The 19,507-nt window shown below is 70.3% G+C and carries 18 protein-coding genes and 1 tRNA gene; 10 read left to right on the forward strand and 9 right to left on the reverse strand.

The window, feature by feature from the left end:
• Positions 1 to 2: 2 nt before the first annotated feature.
• From E2651_RS14530 to E2651_RS14570, 9 genes are all read left to right on the forward strand, one after another.
• On the forward strand, positions 3 to 764 hold the full coding sequence (locus tag E2651_RS14530) for a DUF2797 domain-containing protein (RefSeq protein WP_245238819.1): 762 nt from the start codon (positions 3 to 5) through the stop codon (positions 762 to 764).
• Positions 765 to 881: 117 nt separating this feature from the next.
• Positions 882 to 1,235, forward strand: a complete 354-nt coding sequence (locus E2651_RS14535; RefSeq protein ID WP_135331536.1) for an antibiotic biosynthesis monooxygenase — start codon at positions 882 to 884, stop codon at positions 1,233 to 1,235.
• Positions 1,222 to 2,133: an amidohydrolase family protein gene (locus E2651_RS14540; RefSeq protein WP_245238821.1), complete on the forward strand. Its 912-nt coding sequence runs from the start codon at positions 1,222 to 1,224 to the stop codon at positions 2,131 to 2,133. Before E2651_RS14535 ends, E2651_RS14540 begins: the two co-directional genes overlap by 14 nt.
• A gap of 88 nt (positions 2,134 to 2,221) precedes the next feature.
• On the forward strand, positions 2,222 to 2,983 hold the full coding sequence (locus E2651_RS14545) for a response regulator transcription factor (RefSeq protein ID WP_167828791.1): 762 nt from the start codon (positions 2,222 to 2,224) through the stop codon (positions 2,981 to 2,983).
• Between the two features lie 10 nt (positions 2,984 to 2,993).
• The gene (locus E2651_RS14550; protein ID WP_135331539.1) at positions 2,994 to 4,661 is read left to right on the forward strand and encodes a HAMP domain-containing sensor histidine kinase; all 1,668 of its coding nucleotides are present in this window, start codon (positions 2,994 to 2,996) and stop codon (positions 4,659 to 4,661) included.
• A 26-nt stretch (positions 4,662 to 4,687) separates the two neighbouring features.
• Positions 4,688 to 6,154, forward strand: a complete 1,467-nt coding sequence (locus E2651_RS14555) for a bifunctional glycosyltransferase family 2/GtrA family protein (protein WP_135331540.1) — start codon at positions 4,688 to 4,690, stop codon at positions 6,152 to 6,154.
• Between the two features lie 14 nt (positions 6,155 to 6,168).
• Positions 6,169 to 8,334: a glycosyltransferase family 39 protein gene (locus tag E2651_RS14560; protein WP_135331564.1), complete on the forward strand. Its 2,166-nt coding sequence runs from the start codon at positions 6,169 to 6,171 to the stop codon at positions 8,332 to 8,334.
• A gap of 126 nt (positions 8,335 to 8,460) precedes the next feature.
• Positions 8,461 to 9,966, forward strand: a complete 1,506-nt coding sequence (locus tag E2651_RS14565) for an MFS transporter (protein WP_135331541.1) — start codon at positions 8,461 to 8,463, stop codon at positions 9,964 to 9,966.
• An 89-nt stretch (positions 9,967 to 10,055) separates the two neighbouring features.
• Positions 10,056 to 10,826 carry a TetR/AcrR family transcriptional regulator gene (locus E2651_RS14570; protein ID WP_135331542.1) on the forward strand — a complete coding sequence of 257 codons (771 nt, stop codon included), beginning with the start codon at positions 10,056 to 10,058 and terminating at the stop codon, positions 10,824 to 10,826.
• Between the two features lie 134 nt (positions 10,827 to 10,960).
• On the opposite strand, the gene E2651_RS14575 is transcribed toward E2651_RS14570, so the two are convergent.
• From E2651_RS14575 to E2651_RS14585, 3 genes are all read right to left on the reverse strand, one after another.
• Entirely contained in the window at positions 10,961 to 11,785 is an 825-nt protein-coding gene (locus E2651_RS14575; protein WP_135331543.1) for a YceI family protein, read from the reverse strand.
• A gap of 162 nt (positions 11,786 to 11,947) precedes the next feature.
• Positions 11,948 to 14,476, reverse strand: coding sequence for an MFS transporter (locus tag E2651_RS14580; protein ID WP_135331544.1), 2,529 nt, complete (start codon positions 14,474 to 14,476; stop codon positions 11,948 to 11,950).
• A gap of 14 nt (positions 14,477 to 14,490) precedes the next feature.
• Entirely contained in the window at positions 14,491 to 14,976 is a 486-nt protein-coding gene (locus E2651_RS14585; RefSeq protein WP_135331545.1) for a MarR family transcriptional regulator, read from the reverse strand.
• 172 nt (positions 14,977 to 15,148) lie between these two features.
• On the opposite strand from E2651_RS14585, the gene E2651_RS14590 reads away from it, so the two are divergent.
• The gene (locus E2651_RS14590; protein ID WP_135331546.1) at positions 15,149 to 15,352 is read left to right on the forward strand and encodes a hypothetical protein; all 204 of its coding nucleotides are present in this window, start codon (positions 15,149 to 15,151) and stop codon (positions 15,350 to 15,352) included.
• A gap of 79 nt (positions 15,353 to 15,431) precedes the next feature.
• Here the strand turns inward: E2651_RS14590 and E2651_RS14595 are convergent, their stop codons facing one another.
• The 6 genes from E2651_RS14595 to E2651_RS14620 all read right to left on the reverse strand — a co-directional run bounded on the left by E2651_RS14595 (position 15,432) and on the right by E2651_RS14620 (position 19,467).
• The gene (locus tag E2651_RS14595; protein ID WP_135331547.1) at positions 15,432 to 16,172 is read right to left on the reverse strand and encodes a hypothetical protein; all 741 of its coding nucleotides are present in this window, start codon (positions 16,170 to 16,172) and stop codon (positions 15,432 to 15,434) included.
• An 89-nt stretch (positions 16,173 to 16,261) separates the two neighbouring features.
• Positions 16,262 to 17,122, reverse strand: coding sequence for an RNA polymerase sigma factor SigF (locus E2651_RS14600; RefSeq protein WP_135331548.1), 861 nt, complete (start codon positions 17,120 to 17,122; stop codon positions 16,262 to 16,264).
• 244 nt (positions 17,123 to 17,366) lie between these two features.
• On the reverse strand, positions 17,367 to 18,272 hold the full coding sequence (locus E2651_RS14605) for an RNA polymerase sigma factor SigF (protein ID WP_135331549.1): 906 nt from the start codon (positions 18,270 to 18,272) through the stop codon (positions 17,367 to 17,369).
• Positions 18,273 to 18,471: 199 nt separating this feature from the next.
• Entirely contained in the window at positions 18,472 to 18,765 is a 294-nt protein-coding gene (locus E2651_RS14610; RefSeq protein WP_135331550.1) for a Dabb family protein, read from the reverse strand.
• A gap of 35 nt (positions 18,766 to 18,800) precedes the next feature.
• Positions 18,801 to 18,980 carry a hypothetical protein gene (locus E2651_RS14615; RefSeq protein ID WP_135331551.1) on the reverse strand — a complete coding sequence of 60 codons (180 nt, stop codon included), beginning with the start codon at positions 18,978 to 18,980 and terminating at the stop codon, positions 18,801 to 18,803.
• A gap of 402 nt (positions 18,981 to 19,382) precedes the next feature.
• Positions 19,383 to 19,467: transfer RNA gene (locus E2651_RS14620), tRNA-Ser, on the reverse strand.
• Positions 19,468 to 19,507: the final 40 nt, after the last annotated feature.

Below are 19,507 nucleotides of genomic sequence, written 5' to 3' on the forward strand. Positions count from 1 at the left end.
ATGTGGGGTTTCGGGTCGGTGGGCCGCGTCGGTGTGTGGGGGCGCGGGGGAATCCGTGTCCCGATGCCGCCGTGGTGGCGGGGAAGGCCACGCAGGCCCGGTGTGCGGAGTGTGCGCGGCTTGATCGGGCGCATTCCGTGGCCGCCGACACCATCGCCGACGATCCGCGGACCTATCGCGTGTATCTGGCGTGGTTCGGGCCCGGGATGGTCAAGGTCGGGATCACCCGGGAGGAGCGTGGCGCCGCGCGGCTGCTTGAACAGGGTGCGGTGGCGTTCGGGTGGCTGGGGCGGGGGCCGTTGATGGCGGCTAGGCGGACCGAGGAACTGTTGCGGGTCGCGCTCAAGGTGCCGGACCGGATCTCGTACGCCAGGAAGCGGGCCGTGCGGGCCGCGCTGCCGGGGGTCGAGGAGCGGCGGGCGGAGGTGGAGCGGATGTATGGCTTCGCGGTCGCGCTCGATGGGTGGCCGGAGTCCCTGGAGCGGCTGCCCGCGGATGTGGTGGACCACGGGGAGGCCTTTGGGGTGGAGCGGCTCTCGGGGGTGCCTGGCCACGCCGTCACGGAACTCGTCGACGGCGGGGTGGTCTCGGGGGAGCTGGTCGCCGTGGCCGGGCCCGATCTGTGTCTGGATGACGCGGGGCGGCTTGTCGTGCTCGACAGCAGGCTGTTGCGGGGGTGGCGGCTTGAGGCGGTTCAGGGCGCGACTACGCGTACGACGGTTCCGGTGCGGGAGGTGCCCGTCGAGCAGGGCGGGCTTTTCTGAGGCGTACGCCGGTGAAGTCGACCGGAGCTGACCGGAGGGTCAAGTCTCGCTGCCCGTATGGCAATGAAGGCGGGGAAGGGGTGGACAGTGCGGGGTGCGTGACCGAGCCTGAGGGACATGAGTGATCAGCCCGTAGCGCCTGTCCCGCCTGTCCCGCCCTTCGAACCCCCTTACTACACCGTCGTGTTCACCTCCCTGCGGACCGAGGGCGACCACGGCTACGGCGAGACCGCCGAGCACATGGAGGAGCTGGTCGCGAAGATCCCCGGCTTCCTGGGAATGGACCACGCACGCACGCCCGGCGGGCTCAGCATCACCGTCAGTTACTTCCGCGACGAGGACGCGATCAAGGAGTGGCGCGCCGTGGCGGAGCACCGGGCCGCGCAGCGGCGGGGGCGTGAGGTGTGGTACGAGACGTACTCCCTCCATGTCGCCAAGGTGGAGCGGAGCTACGGCTTTGAGCGGGGCTAGCGGGGCTGGTGGGGCCAGCGAGGCCGCCGACGTCGTCCGTTTCTGGGCGCGGCTCGGGCTGCCCGGACTCGTCGACGTACACACGCACTTCATGCCCGAGCGGGTCCTCGCGAAGGTGTGGGAGTACTTCGACGCGGCCGGGCCGCTGGTCGGGATGTCGTGGCCGGTCGTCTACCGGCACGAGGAAGAGCAACGGATCGCGCTCCTGCGGGAGTTCGGGGTGCGGGCCTTCACGTCGATGGTCTACCCGCACAAGGTGGGCATGGCGCGGTGGCTGAACGGCTGGGCCGCCGAGTTCGCCCGCGCGACGCCCGACTGTCTGCACACGGCGACGTTCTATCCCGAGCCGGACGTCGAGGCGTATGTGCGCGAGGCCGTCGACGCCGGGGCGCGGGTCTTCAAGGCGCATGTGCAGGTGGGGGCCTACGACCCCAATGACACCCTCCTCGACCCCGTCTGGGGGCTGCTCGCCGAGGCCGGTATCCCGGTCGTGACGCACTGCGGGTCGGGGCCCGCGCCCGGCAAGCACACCGGGCCCGAGCCCATCGGGCGGCTGCTCGCCCGGCATCCACGGCTGCGCCTGGTCGTGGCGCACATGGGGATGTCGGAGTACGTCGATTTCCTGGAGCTCGCCGAGCGCCATCAGGAGGTCAGGCTCGACACGACCATGGCGTTCACCGACTTCACCGAGCGGTTCAGCCCCTTCCCGCGCGCGCAGCTGCCGCGCCTCGCCGACCTGGGCGAGCGGATCCTGCTCGGCACGGACTTCCCCAACATTCCGTACGCGTACGTCCATCAGCTGCACGCCCTGGAGCGGCTCGGCCTGGGGGACGACTGGCTGCGGGCCGTCTGTCACGGGAACGGGGCGCGGCTCTTCGGGCTGCCCACCTGGGCCTGACCGCCCAGGCCTGGCGCGGGCGCGTTTCTCAGGGAATTCACAGGTTCCGGCAAGAGCTCTCTCAGGGGCGCGGCGCAGGCTGTCAGCCATGACTACGACCTCGCCCCAGGGGCGTACCGAACTGCTCAGGCCGGACGGGAGTCCCGTACGCGTCCTCGTCGTGGACGACGAGGTGTCGCTGACCGAGCTGCTCTCCATGGCGCTGCGCTACGAGGGCTGGCAGATCCGCAGCGCGGGCGACGGGGCCGGTGCGGTGCGCGCCGCGCGGTCCTTCAGGCCCGACGCCGTGGTGCTCGACATGATGCTGCCCGACATGGACGGCCTCGCCGTGCTCGGCAGGCTGCGGCGTGAGCTGCCCGACGTGCCGGTGCTCTTCCTGACGGCCAAGGACGCCGTCGAGGACCGCATCGCCGGGCTCACCGCCGGCGGCGACGACTACGTCACCAAGCCCTTCAGCCTGGAGGAGGTCGTGGCGCGGCTTCGCGGACTCATCCGGCGGGCCGGGGCCAGCGACCGGCGCAGCGAGTCCGTGCTCGCCGTCGGGGACCTCACCCTGGACGAGGACAGCCACGAGGTGACGCGGGGCGGGGACTCCATCCACCTCACGGCCACCGAGTTCGAGCTGCTCCGCTATCTGATGCGCAATCCGCGGCGCGTGCTCAGCAAGGCCCAGATCCTCGACCGGGTGTGGAGCTACGACTTCGGGGGCCAGGCCAACGTCGTCGAGCTCTACATCTCGTATCTGCGCAGGAAGATCGACGCGGGCCGGGAGCCGATGATCCACACGCGGCGCGGCGCCGGATATCTGATCAAGGCCGCCCCTTCGGTCGAGGGCGCGGCCGCCTCATGAAACAGGTCTCATGACGTGGCGGCGGCAGCCGCGGTCGCTGCGGACGCGGCTCGTCGTCTCGGCGGTGGCGCTGATCGCCGTCGTCTGCGCGGTGATCGGGACGGTGACGACGATCGCGCTGCGCTCCCATCTGTACGACCAGCTGGACAGCTCGCTCGGCGCGGTCGCGATGCGCGCGTCGGGGCCGCCGCCCGAGGCGCGTCTTGCGGGCGGCGGCCACGGCAAGCTGCCGGGCGGCGAGGATCCGCTGGAGTTCGTCGCCAAGGGGCCCCAGGAGGTCGGCACCATAGGCGCCGTCGTCGAGAGCGACGGTGAGGTCGGCGAGGCCCTGGTCAGCACCGAGAAGGAGAACGCGCGCGGCAGCCTCGAGCCCCGGACCGAGCAGCTCGACGCGGACCAGTCCGCGGCGCTCGGCGACGTGCCGCACGACGAGAAGCCGCACAACGTCGACATCCCCGGCCTCGGCGAGTACCGCGTGCAGTACGCGACAGGATCCAACGGCGACTTCCTCGTCGGCGTCCCCACCGCCAAGGTGCAGAACACCCTCAATACGTTGATCATCGTCGAGGTCAGCGTCACCGCGGCGGGCCTGGTGGCCGCGTCGCTGGCCGGCGCTGTCATGGTCGGCGTCGCGCTGCGCCCGCTGCGCCGGGTCGCGGCGACCGCTACGCGGGTCTCCGAACTCCCGCTGCACAGCGGCGAGGTGACGCTGTACGAGCGTGTCCCCGACGCGGCGCCCAACACCGAGGTCGGGCAGGTGGGCGCCGCGCTCAACCGGATGCTCGACCATGTGCACTCCGCGCTGCACGCGCGCCAGGAGAGCGAGACGCGGGTGCGGCGGTTCGTCGCGGACGCCAGCCATGAGCTGCGTACGCCGCTCGCCTCGATCCGTGGGTACGCCGAACTGACGCGCCGGGGACGGGAGGCGACCGGTCCCGATACGCGGCACGCGCTGGGGCGGATCGAGTCCGAGGCGCAGCGGATGACGGGGCTCGTGGAGGATCTGCTGCTGCTCGCCCGTCTTGACGAGGGGCGGGTCGGCGACGCGCGTCCCGGTGGTGCGAGACTGCCGCTCTCGTACGAGAGCACCGATCTCTCACCGCTGGTGGTGGATGCCGTCAGCGATGCCCGCGCCGCAGGCCTTGAGCATCACTGGTCCCTCGCACTGCCGGACGAGCCCGCGCTCGTCCTCGCCGACGCCGCCCGCCTCCACCAGGTCGTCGTCAACCTCCTCGCCAACGCCCGCACCCACACCCCGCCGGGCACGAAGGTCACGGCGCGCGTGCTGCGGGACGCCGGACACGGCGTACGCCTCGAGGTCCAGGACGACGGCCCCGGCATCGCCCCCGCCCTCCTCCCGCACGTCTTCGAACGGTTCGCCCGCGGCGACGCGTCGCGCTCCCGCACCGCCGGGTCCACCGGGCTCGGCCTCGCCCTCGTGCACGCGATAGTGACCGCGCACGGCGGCACCGTGACGGTGGAGAGCGTGCCGGGGCGGACGGTGTTCGCGGTGACGCTGCCCGCCGCATCGGTGACGCTGCCCGCCGCATCGGTGCCGCTGCCTGTCGCATCGGTGCCGCTGCCTGTCGCATCGGTGCCGCTGCCCGCCGCATCGCAGCAGGTCAGCGGCCCCAGCTGGGACTCACAGGCGGGCCACAGGCTCACCACACAGGCCTGACAGACCACTTGACGAATGTCGGTGGCATGCAAACCACCGACTCTTCCCCGGGCGGCGCTTGCTCGGTCACTCTGCCGGCGCGGGCGCACCTTCCCGCCGGATGGCGCGACGTACCCGTCCTGGACATCGTGATCCCCGTCTACAACGAGGAGAAGGACCTCGGGCCGTGTGTGCGGCGCCTGCACGACCATCTCGTCCGCACCTTCCCCTATCCCTTCCGCATCACCATCGCGGACAACGCGTCCACGGACCGCACCCCGCAGGTGGCGGCCGGACTCGCCGCCGCGAGCGCCGATGTCGAGTACCGACGGCTCGAACAGAAGGGCCGCGGACGGGCGTTGCGCGCCGTCTGGTCGGCCTCGGACGCCCCCGTACTCGCCTACATGGACGTCGACCTGTCCACCGACCTCAACGCGCTGCTCCCGCTGGTCGCGCCGCTGATCTCCGGCCACTCGGACCTGGCGATCGGCTCCCGGCTCGCGCGCAGCTCGCGGGTGGTGCGCGGCCCCAAGCGCGAGTTCATCTCGCGTACGTACAACCTCATCCTGCGCGGCTCGCTGCACGCCCGCTTCTCCGACGCCCAGTGCGGATTCAAGGCGATCAGGGGTGATGTGGCGGCCGTGCTGCTGCCGCTGGTCGAGGACACCGGATGGTTCTTCGACACCGAGATGCTGGTGCTCGCCGAGCGCGCGGGGCTGCGCATCCACGAGGTGCCGGTCGACTGGGTCGACGACCCCGACTCCACCGTCCACCTGGTCAAGACGGCCACGGACGACCTCAAGGGGGTGTGGCGGGTCGGGCGTGCCCTCGCGGTCGGCGCGCTGCCGCTCGACCGGCTCGCCCGCCCCTTCGGGGACGATCCGCGGGACCGGCAGCTGACCGGCGTGCCCGGCGGACTCGCCCGCCAGCTGGTCGGCTTCTGCGTGGTGGGCGCGCTCTCGACGCTCTTCTATCTGCTGCTCTACTCCGGCTTCCGTACGTTCACGGGGTCGCAGGTGGCGAACGCGCCGGCCCTGCTGGTCTCCGCGGTCGCCAACACCGCCGCCAACCGGCGGCTCACCTTCGGGGTGCGCGGCCGCGACCGTGCCATGCGCCATCAGGCACAGGGCCTGGTCGTCTTCGCGATCGGCCTCGCCCTGACCAGCGGTTCGCTGGCCGCCCTCGGCGCGGCCTCCGGCGACCCCTCCCACTCCACGGAACTCGCGGTGCTCATCGCGGCGAACCTCGCGGCGACGGTGCTGCGGTTCCTGCTGCTGCGGGCGTGGGTGTTCCCGGAGCGGCGCTCCGAAGCCTCGTACGAGCTGACTCACGCACCCGATCACGCAGCCGACTACGCAGCCGACTACGCAGCCGATCACGCAGCCGACTACGCAGCCGACTACGCAGCCGATCACGCAGCCGACTACGCAGCCGACTACGCAGCCGATCACGCAGCCGATCACGCAGCCGACTACGCACCCGACTACGCACCCGACCCGAGGAACGCACGATGACCACAACTCCCCAGATGGCGGAGCCACTTCACGTGGCGGTGCCGGGCTCACCCGCCCACCGGAGCCCGCGCGCACTGCCCGCCCGACTCTGGCGCGGCCGCCCCGACGACCCCCGCTGGGCGCGCCCCGCGTTCCTCGGCCTGCTGCTCGCGACCGCCGTCCTCTACTTCTGGAACCTCAGCGCGTCCGGTTACGCCAACTCCTTCTACTCGGCGGCCGTCCAGGCGGGCAGCCAGAGCTGGAAGGCGATGTTCTTCGGCTCGCTCGACGCGGGCAACGCGATCACCGTCGACAAGCCCCCGGCATCGCTCTGGCCGATGGCCTTCTCGGTACGCCTCTTCGGGCTCAACTCCTGGGCGGTGCTCGCCCCGCAGGTCCTGATGGGCGTCGCCACGGTCGGCGTGCTCTACGCGGCGGTGCGCCGCCGCTTCAGCCCGGTGGCCGGTCTGATCGCGGGCGCCGTGCTCGCGCTCACCCCCGTCGCCGCGCTGATGTTCCGGTTCAACAACCCGGACGCGCTGCTCGCCCTCCTGATGACCGTCACCGTGTACTGCGTGCTCCGCGCCCTGGAGCACGGCCGCACCAAGTGGCTGGTCTGGGCGGGCGTGGCGGTCGGCATCGCCTTCCTCGCCAAGACGCTGCAGGCGTTCCTGATCCTGCCGCCGCTCGCGGTCCTCTACGCGGTGTGCGCGCCCGTCAGGCTGCGCAAGCGCTTCGGCCAACTCGCCCTCTCCGGGCTCGCGATGGTCGTCGCGGGCGGCTGGTGGGTCGCGATCGTGGAGCTGTGGCCCGCGTCGTCACGCCCGTACATCGGAGGCTCGCAGAACAACTCCTTCCTGGAGCTGACCTTCGGCTACAACGGCCTCGGCCGCATCAACGGCGAGGAGACCGGCAGCGTGGGCGGTGGCGGCGGCCCCGGCGGCGGTGGCGGCGGCGGTCAGTGGGGCGAGACCGGCATCGGCCGGATGTTCAACTCCGAGATCGGCAGCCAGATCTCGTGGCTGCTTCCGGCCGCGCTGATCCTCCTGGTCGGCGGCATCGTCCTCACCTGGAAGGCCCGCAGGACCGACACCACGCGCTCGGCGTTCGTCGCGTGGGGCGGCTCGCTGCTCATGACGGCCGCCGTCTTCAGCTTCATGGCGGGCATCTTCCACCAGTACTACACGGTCGCCCTCGCCCCCTACATCGCGGCGCTGATCGGCATGGGCGCCACGGTCCTGTGGGAGGAGCGCGCCAAGTGGTGGGCGGGCGCGCTGCTCGGCGCGGCCGTCGCGGGTACGGCCTGGTGGGGGTACGTCCTGCTCGGGCGGACCCCGGACTACGTGCCGTGGCTGCGCTGGGCGGTCCTGATCGGCGGCCTCGCGGGCGCGCTCGGCCTGCTGCTCGCGGCACGCCTCGGGCGCCAACTGGCCATCGCGGCCATCGGGTTGAGCTTCGCCGCTTCGGTCGCGGGCCCGGTCGCCTACACGCTCTCCACTGTGAACAGCGCACACACGGGGTCGATCGTGACGGCAGGTCCCGCGTCGGCGGGCGGCATGGGCGGACCTGGCGGCGGCGGTGGCGGCCGACCCGGTGGTGGCGGTGGCGGCGGGATGCAGCCGCCGGGCCAGCAAGGCGGCCAGCAGGGTGGCCAGCAGGGCAACGCCATGCAGCCCCCGACGGGCGGCCAGAACGGCGGCGGCATGGGGCAGCCGCCCGGCAGCCAGCAGGGTGGCCAGGGCAAGCAGCAGGGTCAGACCGGTCGCCAAGGCGGCATGCCCGGCGGCGGAATGGGTGAGCGTGGCGCCGGCGGCATGGGCGGCCTCCTGAACGGCGCCCAGGTCAGCGGCAAGGCGAAGAAGCTCCTGGAGGCGAACGCCGGGGACTACACCTGGGCGGCGGCCGCCATCGGCTCGCAGAACGCCGCGAGCTACCAGCTCGCCACCGGCGACCCGGTGATGGCGATCGGCGGCTTCAACGGCAGCGACCCGTCACCGACCCTCGCCCAGTTCAAGCAGTACGTGGCCGACGGGAAGGTGCACTACTTCATCTCGGGCGGCCAGGGCGGCCAGGGCGGAGGCGGCGGTATGGGTGGCGACAGCGGCGCCGCATCGAAGATCACCTCCTGGGTGGAGGACTCCTTCAAGAAGGTCACGGTCGGCAGCGCCACGTTCTACGACTTGACGCAGCCCAAGAGCTGACGCTCCCGGCCGCCGGGCCCGTTGCCGTCACACCCTCTCCGCAAACTCTCTTGTACGCCGTACGGGAGATGCTTTACGGTGTACGTCGCTGACATCCCGTACACCGTATAAGCAGAAGGAGAGGGTATGACGGCAACGACGACCGCCGAGTCCCCCACCACCCCCCAGAGGCACCCCCAGCGCTGGCTGATCCTCGGCGTCATCTGCCTCGCCACGCTCACCGTCCTCCTGGACAACACCGTCCTGAACGTCGCGATCCCCTCCCTCACCAAGGAGCTGGACGCGTCCACGGCCGACATCCAGTGGATGATCAACGCCTACTCGCTCGTCCAGTCCGGCCTGCTGCTCACCGCGGGCAGCGCCGCCGACCGCTACGGCCGCAAGAAGATGCTCGCCGCGGGCCTCGCCCTCTTCGGCATCGGCTCGCTGGTCGCGGGTCTCGCCCAGTCCTCCACGCAGCTCATCGCCGCGCGGGCCGGGATGGGCATCGGCGGCGCGCTCCTGATGACCACCACGCTCGCCGTCATCGTGCAGATCTTCGACGACAGCGAGCGGATGAAGGCGATCGGCCTCTGGTCGACCGTCAACTCCCTCGGCTTCGCGATCGGCCCGCTGGTCGGCGGCGTCATGCTGAACCACTTCTGGTGGGGCGCGATCTTCCTGATCAACATCCCCGTCGCGGTCCTCGGCTTCGTCGCCGTGGTGAAGCTGATCCCCGAGTCCAAGAACCCGCAGGGCGACCGCCCCGACCTGCTCGGCGCGGTGTTCTCCACCATCGGCATGGCATCGGTCGTCTACGCGATCATCTCCGGGCCCGAGCACGGCTGGACGTCGACGCAGGTCCTGGTCGCGGCCGCGGTGGGTGTCGTCGTACTCGGCGTCTTCGTCTGGTGGGAGCTGCGCATCCCGTACCCGATGCTGGACATGCACTTCTTCCGCAACCAGCGCTTCATCGGCGCCGTCGCGGGCGCCATCCTGGTCGCCTTCGGCATGGGCGGCTCGCTCTTCCTGCTCACCCAGCACCTCCAGTTCGTCCTCGGATACGAGCCGTTGGAGGCGGGCCTGCGGACGGCGCCGCTCGCGGTCACGGTCGTCGCGCTCAACTTCACCGGTCTCGGCGCACGGCTTCTTAAGAAGACGAGCACTCCCGTGACCATCGCCATCGGCATGACCCTGCTCTCGGCGGGGCTCGCGGCGATCGCGGTCCTCGGCGGCGACAACTACGCCGGAATGCTGACCGGGCTCATCGTGATGGGCGCGGGCATCGCGCTCGCCATGCCGGCCATGGCCAACGCCATCATGAGCGCGATCCCGCCGGAGAAGGCGGGCGTGGGCGCGGGCGTCAACGGCACGCTCGCGGAGTTCGGCAACGGGCTCGGCGTGGCCGTCCTCGGCGCGGTCCTCAACTCGAAGTTCGCCTCGCTCGTGGCCGTGTCCGCGGCCTCGCTGCCCGCCGCGCTCGCCGCGGCGCGGACGGAGGGCGAGCGGGCGCGGATCGCGGACGCGTTCTCCTCGGGCCTGGAGACCAGCCAGCTGGTGGGGGCGGTCGCCGTGTTCCTCGGAGGCGTTGTCGCGGCCGCGTTGCTGAAGCGGGCGGAGAGGGCAGACTCTGGCCAGCAGGCGTCCGCATAGCATCGAGGGCGGGCGGCGGACCGGACGATTCCGGTTTGCTGCCCGCTCCGGATGACCGGCACAAGAGCTCAGGACCAGGAAGGTGCGCCATGGCGAAGGCAGCCGACCGCGCGAAGCGCCCCGCGCGGACCAGCGTCTGGCTGGAGGGCAAAGCCCCCCGCAACGGCGCGGGCCGCAGAGGTGATCAGCCGACGGGCCTCGACCGTGACCGCATCACCGAGGCCACGGTCCGTCTCCTCGACGAGGAGGGCCTCGCCAAGTTCTCCATGCGGCGCCTCGCCGCCGAGCTGAACGTCACGGCGATGTCCGTGTACTGGTACGTCGACACCAAGGACGACCTGCTCGAACTGGCCCTGGACGCGGCCGCGGGCGAGATGAACCTGCCGGACGCGGAGTCCGTCGTCCCCGGCAGGTGGCGCGAGTCCCTGCGGGAACTGGCCCAGGAATACCGGGCCTTGCTGGTCCGGCACGCCTGGGTGTCCCCCCTGGTCGGCACGTTCCTGAACATCGGGCCGAACTGGATCAAGTTCGCCCTGGCGGTGCAGCAGGTGGTGCGCAGCACCGGCCTGCCGACCGAGAAGCAGACCGGCGCGATCGCCGCGGTCTTCCAGTTCGTGTACGGATTCGGCACCGTGCAGGGCCACTACCTCGCGCGGTGCGCCGCGGCGGGGATGACGCCGGGGGAGTACTTCAAGGAGGCCATGGGCGCGGTCAGCGCCCATCCGGACCTGGAAGAGACCCTGCACAGCGCCTCCGACATGCTGGAGGCGCGGGGCGGGAACACGGTCGAGGAGATGTGGGAGCTGGACTTCTCGGTGGCCCTCGACCTGATGATCGCGGGCATCGAGGCGAAGCTGTAGCGGGCCGCCAGGCCTGCGACTAGGCCTGCGAGTGGGCGGCTTTCCTGTCCCGCCGCTTCGCGGCGGATGTCTCCCACCCACCCGACTACCCCGGGGCAATCGGGCCGGCGGGAAAGGCTTGTTCGGCGGTCCCCTCAGCCCTGCGGCAGCGAATCCCCCTGCACCGCCTGGACGTCCAGCTCCACCCGCAGCGTGGTGCCGATCGCCGAGATGCCCGCCTGCACCACCTGGTTGTAGTTCATCGCGAAGTCCTCGCGGCGCAGCTCCGCAGTGGCCCGGAACGCCGCCCGCGTCCCGCCCCAGGGGTCAGCCCCCGTACCGAGGTAGCTCAGGTCCAGGTCGACCGGGCGTACGACACCGTGCATGGTCAGTTCGCCGTGCACCGTCCAGCGGTCGGAGCCGGCCGGGGTGAGCCCGGTCGAGCGGTAGGTGAGCTCGGGGTACTGGTCGACGTCCAGGAAGTCGGGGGACTTCAGGTGGCCGTCCCGCATGCCGTTGCCCGTGTCGATGGACGAGGACGTGATGACCGCCTCGACCCGCGACTTCTCCACGTCCTCGGAGATCTCGATCCGCCCGCCGAACTCGGTGAACCGGCCGTGCACGCTGGTGATCCCCAGATGCTGGGCGGTCGCGCCCACGGTGGAGTGCGCGGGGTCGATGGTCCACGGCCCCGGCGGCGGCAGCTCCGTGCCGCCCGTCCTGGCGAGGACGACGCTGCCGACCTCGGCGCGGCCGCTCGCGGTGACGAGCGCGGTCGAGGCCACGGGCGCGTAGCCGACCGCCGTGACGATCACCGTGTACGGGCCGGGCGGCAGCGTCGTCGCGTCGCGCACGGCGCCTTCCCCGTCCGCGGCGGCCCGCAGCACCTGCGTACCCGTCATGTCGGTGAGGGTGACGACGGCGTGGGATACCGCCCAGCCGTCACGCGTCCGGATCCGCGCTGTAAGTCCCGGTCCCATCCCGTTTATCTCCTTGCCAAGCCAAGCTTCAAAAGAGTGCGGCCCCCGGCGGTGGTGACCCGGCCGTCCCCTGCCGTGTACGTCACCACCACCCGGGGGCCCTTTCCACACCGGCCCGTGCGCGCGCATCCGCTCGAGTACGCGCGCACGGGCCGGGGTCAATTACTCGCCGGGGTGGGCGAGTTCGATGTCGTGGCCGTCGACGCCGTCCGCGGCGACGGTCAGGCCCGTCGCCACCGGCGGGTATCCGGTCGCGATGACCGTGTACTCGCCGTTGTCCAGGTCGGTGAAGGCGTACGCCCCGTCCGGCCCCGTGGTGGCGGTGGCGACGACGTTGCCCGCCGCGTCCACCAGCGTGACCCGCGCGTCGTTCAGCGGTCCGCCCTTGGCCCGCACGGTGCCGAGCACCTGCGAACCGGACTTCAGCTCGACCTCGACCCGGGTGACACCGACCGCGCCGACCTCGACCGGCAGCGCCGTCGGGCGGTGACCGGTGGCGTTCACCGCGATGGTGACCTGGCCGGGCACCAGCTCGGCGAAGGTGAACTCGCCCTGGTCGGTGGTGAGTCCGGTGGCCAGCACATCGCCGCGCACATCGGTCACGATGACCATCGCGCCCGAGACCGGCAGTTTGCCGTCGGAGGCCCGCACCACACCGCTGAGGCCGCTCGTGCCGCTCAGCAGGATGTCGTACGCGAGGGCCTCGTCGGCCACGACGATCGTCGAAGCCTGCGGCTGGAAGCCGTCGGCCGACGCGATCAGTACGTACGAGCCCGCACCCGGGGCGTCCACGGCGTAGGAACCGTCGCCCTGCGCGACCGCGCGGCCCAGCTGCCGTCCCCCGAGGGAGATCAGCGTCACCGCGGCCCGCGGCACCGGAGCGCTCTCGGCGCCCCGCACGAAGCCGCGCACCGGAGTGCCGCCGCCCGTGGTCCGCACCGGGGCTTCCCCGGCGGCGGACGAGGCGACCGCGGCGAGCTTCTGCGTGCCTTCGGGTCCTGCCTCGGTGTGCGCGGCGACGGAGGCGAGGACCGGCTCATCGGCCTGCTCGACGCCGGTACCGGAGGCGGTGGCCGGAGCGTCCGCGTCGGACGACTCGGCGGCCTGGGCGAGGGCACCCGACGTACGCAGCGGGACCTCCTTGATGAAGAGCGTGATCAGGAAGGCGATGAGCGCCATCGGCGCGGCGATCAGGAAGACATCGGCGATGCCGTGCCCGTAGGCGCTCTCCATGACCGTGCGCAGCGGCGCGGGAAGGGCGTCCAGGTCCGGGATGCCACCGCCACCGGTGCCGCCGTGACCCATGGCCGCGGCCTTCGGACCGAGGTCCTCCAGGCCGTCCTTCACGTAGTCGGTGATGCGCGTGGACATCACGGCGCCGAGCGCCGAGACACCCATGGCGCCACCGAGGGAACGGAAGAAGGTGACGACGGAGCTCGCGGAACCGAGGTCCTCGGGAGCGACCTGGTTCTGCGTGGCGAGGACGAGGTTCTGCATCATCATGCCGACGCCGAGGCCCATGATCGCCATGAAGATCGCGATGTGCCAGTACTCGGTGTCGTACCGCATCGTGCCGAGCAGGCCCAGCCCCGCGGTCAGCAGCACACCGCCCGCGACCAGCCAGGCCTTCCACTTACCGGTCTTGGTGATGATCTGGCCCGAGACCGTCGAGGAGACGAACAGACCCGCGATCATCGGGATCGTCATGACGCCGGACATCGTCGGCGACTTGTCGCGCGCCAGCTGGAAGTACTGGCTGAAGAACACCGTGCCCGCGAACATCGCGACACCCACGAAGAGCGAGGCGAGGGAGGCCAGTGTGATGGTGCGGTTGCGGAAGAGCCGCAGCGGGATGATCGGCTCGCTCGCCTTGGACTCGACGAGCAGGAAGATCGCGCCGAGCACGACCGAACCGCCGACCATCGCGTACGTCTGCCAGGACAGCCAGTCGTACTTGTCACCGGCGAAGGTGACCCAGACCAGGAGCAGCGAGACGGCGGCCGAGATGAAGAAGGCGCCGGCCCAGTCGACCTTGACGTCCCGCTTCACGACGGGGAGCTTCAGGGTCTTCTGGAGCACGATCAGGGCGATGATCGCGAAGGGCACGCCGACGTAGAAGCACCAGCGCCAGCCGAGCCAGTCGGTGTCGGTGATGACACCGCCGAGCAGCGGGCCGCCGACGGTCGCGACCGCGAACGTGGCCCCGAGGTAGCCGGAGTAACGCCCGCGCTCACGCGGGGAGATCATCGCGGCCATCACGATCTGCGCGAGGGCGGAGAGACCGCCCACGCCGATGCCCTGCACGACACGGCAGGCGATGAGCATGCCCGCGTTCTGCGAGAGCCCGGCGACAACAGACCCCAGCACATAGATGACCAGGGCTATCTGTACGAGCGCCTTCTTGCTGAAGAGGTCGGACAGCTTGCCCCACAGGGGCGTGGTCGCCGTCATCGCGAGCAGCGATGCGGTGACGACCCAGGTGTAGGCGGACTGGCCGCCGCCGAGGTCGCCGATGATTTCGGGCAGGGCGTTGGAGACGATCGTCGACGACAGGATCGCGACGAACATGCCGAGCAGCAGGCCGGAAAGGGCCTCCATGATCTGGCGGTGCGTCATCGGAGCGTTCTCGTCGTGATGTGCTCCGTGCTTGGCGTGGCTGCCCCGCACACCGGACGGTGTGGTTGTTGCCATGGGCTTCCTCTTCGTTACGCGGGTGTACGGGTGGTCTCTTCAGCGGGGTGAGGGAGCCGGGCCGAAGCCGCGCGGCAGTCCCCGAAGCTGTCGCGCAGGCGCGCGAGCAGCGTGCTGAGCTGGACGACTTCGTCGTCGGTCCAGTCGTGCAAGTAATGGGTGAGTGTCCTGATGGACAGGTCGGTCAGCTCGGCGACCTTGGCCTTGCCCTCAGGGGTCAGGCGCAGGATCCGGGAGCGCTTGTCGGCGGGGTCGGGATCGCGGTGGATCCATTCCTTCTCCGCCACATGGGCCACGTGCCTGCTGGTCACCGACATGTCCACGGCGAGCAGCTCGGCGAGCCTGCTCATCCGCATCTCGCCGTGCCGGGCGAGCAGGACGAGTACGGCGGCGGATCCGCTCGGGCAGTCGGCCGGCAGCCCACGTCCCAGGCCACGCTTCACGGCACCGATCGCGCTGAGCTGTCGGGCCAGCTCCTCGTACTGACGCTGCGCGGCCACGGCACCTCCTATGTTGTTGCTTAGGGCAACGATAGAGACAGTTGGTTGCCGCAGGCAAACTAAAACCGGACCAACGCCCTAAAGAGTCGGCAAAGGTCTGGGACCATGCTCGTAAAGTCCATGGTCAGAGGGGGTTGGGCCGGGACCGGAGGATTCGCTAGGGTCCTTCTCCATGGCACACAACCCCCAGGGTCCCCAGGGCAACCCCGACCCCGCCGGCAGCACACAGATGTTCCGCGCCTTCGTGGACGAGGAGCCGCAGTCCAGCCATCAGCAGCAGACGGCAGCGTCCTCGGGCCCGCGCATCGGCCTGATCATCGGTGTGGTCCTCGCGATCGCCGTGGTGGCGGGCGTGGCCTGGCTGGCCCTCAAGTAATTCAAGCGGCGGGGGCGCCCCTTTAGGGGCGCGGGGAACCGCGCGACCGGCCACCTCCGACCCGCAGCCGAAAGTCCCGCTACTTCCACTTCACCGAGACGTCCCGAGTCTCCACATGCATGCCCAACGGCACCCGCCACGGGTCCACGCAGACAGGCCAGGTCTTCTCCACCCGCTTCCCCGCACCGATAGGCGCAGGCAGCTTCTCGGTGGACTCAAGCGTCGCCCAGTCGACGCCGAGCGCCCCGATGACGTGCGTCTCAAAGGTGACCGTCCCTGAACGCACCGCGGTTTCCCCGGTGTTGCGGAAAGCGACGGTCACCTTCTCGCACCACCGCTCATCGGCAGGCTTCAGCTCGGGTTCGCCGACACTCAGCTTCGCGGGCCCGGGAGGCGACGTACTCGTACCGGGCGCGGACGGACGAGCCGAAGGACTCTCCGTACGACCGGAGTCGTCGCCGCCGCTGACGGGAGCCGAGCCGTCGGACTCGGCCGGGGCCCCCGAACTCTCGCTGCCGCCGGGCGACTTGCCACCGGGCGAGTCACCGGCAGGACCGCTGTCAGCGGAACCGCTCTCCTTCGGGGCCCGGGAGGAGCCACCCCCGTCGCCGTCCGGCGGCGCCTCACTGCCGTCCAGCGGGACCAGCTCGACATCCCCGGTAGGCGCCACACCGGAACCCGGCGCCTTGGCCGGGCGCTCCGCCGCCGCCCCGGTGGCGACATAGCCGTCACCGCTCCCGCCGCCGCAGGCGACAAGCCCACCGCCCAGGCACAGCAAAACCGTGGAGGCCCCAAGTACGTTCCGTACGCCACGTCGCATCGCGCCAGTGTGGCTGACGGTCCGTCACTTAGGAACCCCGTCAACAACACCGGTCACCCTGCGGCGCATTGAGCACCGCAGGGCCCCACTCAGTCCGCGATCAGCCCTTCCCGAAGCTGAGAGAGAGTCCGGGTGAGCAGCCGGGACACATGCATCTGCGAGATGCCGACCTCCTCGCCGATCTGCGACTGCGTCATGTTCGCGAAGAAGCGCAGCATGATGATGCGGCGCTCGCGCGGCGGCAGCTTGGCGAGCAGCGGCTTGAGGGACTCGCGGTACTCCACACCCTCAAGGGCGCTGTCCTCGTACCCGAGACGGTCCGCGAGGGAGCCCTCGCCGCCGTCGTCCTCGGGGGCGGGCGAGTCCAGCGAGGACGCCGTGTAGGCGTTCCCCACCGCAAGCCCGTCGACCACGTCCTCCTCCGAGACGCCGAGCGCCTTGGCGAGTTCCGGCACCGTCGGGGAGCGGTCGAGCCGCTGGGCCAGCTCGTCGCTGGTCTTGGTCAGCGCGAGCCGCAGCTCCTGGAGGCGGCGCGGGACGCGCACCGACCAACTCGTGTCGCGGAAGAAGCGCTTGATCTCACCGACGACGGTCGGCATCGCGAACGTCGGGAATTCCACGCCGCGTTCGCAGTCGAAGCGGTCGATCGCCTTGATGAGACCGATCGTGCCGACCTGGACGATGTCCTCCATCGGTTCGTTGCGGCTGCGGAAGCGGGCCGCCGCGTACCGGACGAGAGGGAGGTTGAGCTCGATCAGCGTGTCTCGCACATAGACGCGCTCCGGGCTGTCCTTGTCGAGTGCGGCGAGCCGCAGGAAAAGGGAGCGGGACAGGGTGCGGGTGTCGATGGCTTCGGAAGGCCCGGATACGGCTTGGGCCAAAAGCGCGTCGGGCGCGGTTTCGCTCTTCGTGAGCGTGAGCACCTTCGAGCTGCCCTGGTCTGCGGACATGCCACCCCCTTGAGGTCGCGGACGGTCACGGCGGACGCTCCCGTCGGAGGAACGCAGCCTCCACCTGAATACCGGACGTGGGGCTGCGGCAAACGCGGTTCCAGCAGAATGTCACATGTCGGCAACACGCTGTAGTTACATGTCGACAAATAAGGGTGACATCACCGCAGGAGAGAGGGGGTGCGGGGGTTTTCGGCGCGAGGGAATGTCGAGAACCGCGCGAGCGGAGGTCCACTCGATCCGGTTACGCCTCGATCCGGTTTGCGGATCGCAGTCGCGCGAAGCTTCTGGCGAGGAGTCGAGACACATGCATCTGGGAAACGCCCAGCTCCGCGCTGATCTGTGACTGCGTCAGATTGCTGTAGTAGCGAAGGAGCAGGATCCGCTGTTCGCGCTCGGGCAGTTGGACGAGGAGATGGCGGACGAGGTCGCGGTGCTCGACGCCGTCGAGCGCCGGATCCTCGTAGCCGAGCCGGTCGAGCAGACCGGGCAGCCCGTCGCCCTCCTGGGCCGCCTCCAACGACGTTGCGTGGTACGAGCGTCCGGCCTCGATGCAGGCCAGGACCTCCTCCTCGGTGATCCGCAGGCGTTCGGCGATCTCCGCGGTCGTGGGCGAGCGCCCGAAGGCCGTGGTGAGGTCCTCGGTGGCCCCGGTGACCTGCACCCACAGCTCGTGAAGGCGGCGCGGGACGTGGACCGTTCGTACGTTGTCGCGGAAGTACCGCTTGATCTCGCCGACCACCGTGGGCATCGCGAACGTCGGGAACTGCACGCCGCGGTCGGGGTCGAAGCGGTCGATGGCGTTGATGAGCCCGATCGTGCCGACCTGGACGACGTCCTCCATCGGCTCGTTGCGGCTGCGGAAGCGGGCCGCCGCGTACCGCACCAGCGGCAGATTCGCCTCGATGAGCGCGCCGCGCACCCGGCCGTGCTCGGGGCTGCCCTGCTCGAGCCCCTTGAGCTCGGCGAAGAGCACCTGCGTCAGGGCGCGGGTGTCGGCACCCCGGGTGCTCTGAGTGCTCTGGGTGCCTGGGGTGCCTGGGGTGCTCTGGGTGCCCGGGGTGCTCTGGGTCCCCGGGGTGCTCTGGATGCCCGGGGTGCTCGCTAGCGGCGTCACGGGTGGTGCTTCGGGCGCAGTACTGGCCGGCACGGTCAACGCCACCCCTTCTCGGTCAATCCCAGTCAAGCTCAGTCGACCTTGGTCAACCCGTCCGTCAAAGCGGTCATAGCATCACAAGACATGTGCACTGTGTGCAAGCACCGCATAACGCCGTGTTGAGGGCAAGTTGGGGCGTAAGACGCAGCAAAGCCCCTCACCGTTCCGGTGAGGGGCTCGTTTGGCGGGTCGCTCAGAACTCGTAGTCCGCGATCACCCACGTGGCGAACTCCCGCCACAGGGCGACGCCCGCCTGATGGGCCGGGTGTTCGAGGTACCGCTTCAGCGCATCGGTGTCCTCGACCGCCGAGTTGATGGCGAAGTCGTACGCGATGGGCCGGTCGGTGATGTTCCAGTCGCACTCCCAGAACGTCAGCTCCGGGATCTGCTCACCGAGCGCGCGGAAGGCCTTGACGCCCTCGACGACGCGCGGCTCGTCGCGCTGCACACCGTCGTTGAGCTTGAAGAGGACCAGATGGCGGATCATGCGGGCTCCTGGGAAGGCGGGGGCGGACGGGCCGCTCAGTCCTTGCCGCCGTTGGCGACCCATGTCATGAAGTCACCGATGCTCTGAGCGGCACTCGAGACCGCCTCGAACCCTATCTGCACGTAGTCCGCGGCCTTGGCCGGGTCGGTGATGATCACGTACAGGATGAAGACGACGACCGCGAAGAGCCCGACCTTTTTCCACTGCACCGCCACGCTCTTCGGCCTCCCCTTACGCGCGCCCCGTGTGACCTCTGTGACGGGCGAGAGTCTAACCCGGCGTGTCCTCACAAGGCTTTTAAGGACCAACGGCCCCATGGCACAGGCCCTTTGCCTGACTTTTCCCCATTCCGGCGGGAGCAGGATGGGTGATGTGCCGCAGCGGGTCCGGCAGGAATCCGCGGGCACGGGACTGGCCCCACTGCGGGGTCACGCGCCGTCGGCTTCCCCCCGGATGACGGCGCTGACTTGAGGGTTCCAGTCCTCATCGGGGGGAGCGGCTTGTCCCCCCGATGCCGCTTCCCCCGGCCTGACTTTCACGGCACATTCACTTCACGGCGCATTCACGACGAACGACGAAGGGCCCCGTCCATTGGACGGGGCCCTTCGTGTTGAGAGCGGTAGCGGTGGGATTTGAACCCACGGTGACTTGCGCCACACTCGCTTTCGAGGCGAGCTCCTTCGGCCGCTCGGACACGCTACCGAGAGGAACTCTAGCCCAAAGTTGCCCGTGGTCCGAAATC

This window comes from Streptomyces sp. MZ04, from assembly GCF_004684775.1.
Lineage (GTDB): Bacteria > Actinomycetota > Actinomycetes > Streptomycetales > Streptomycetaceae > Streptomyces.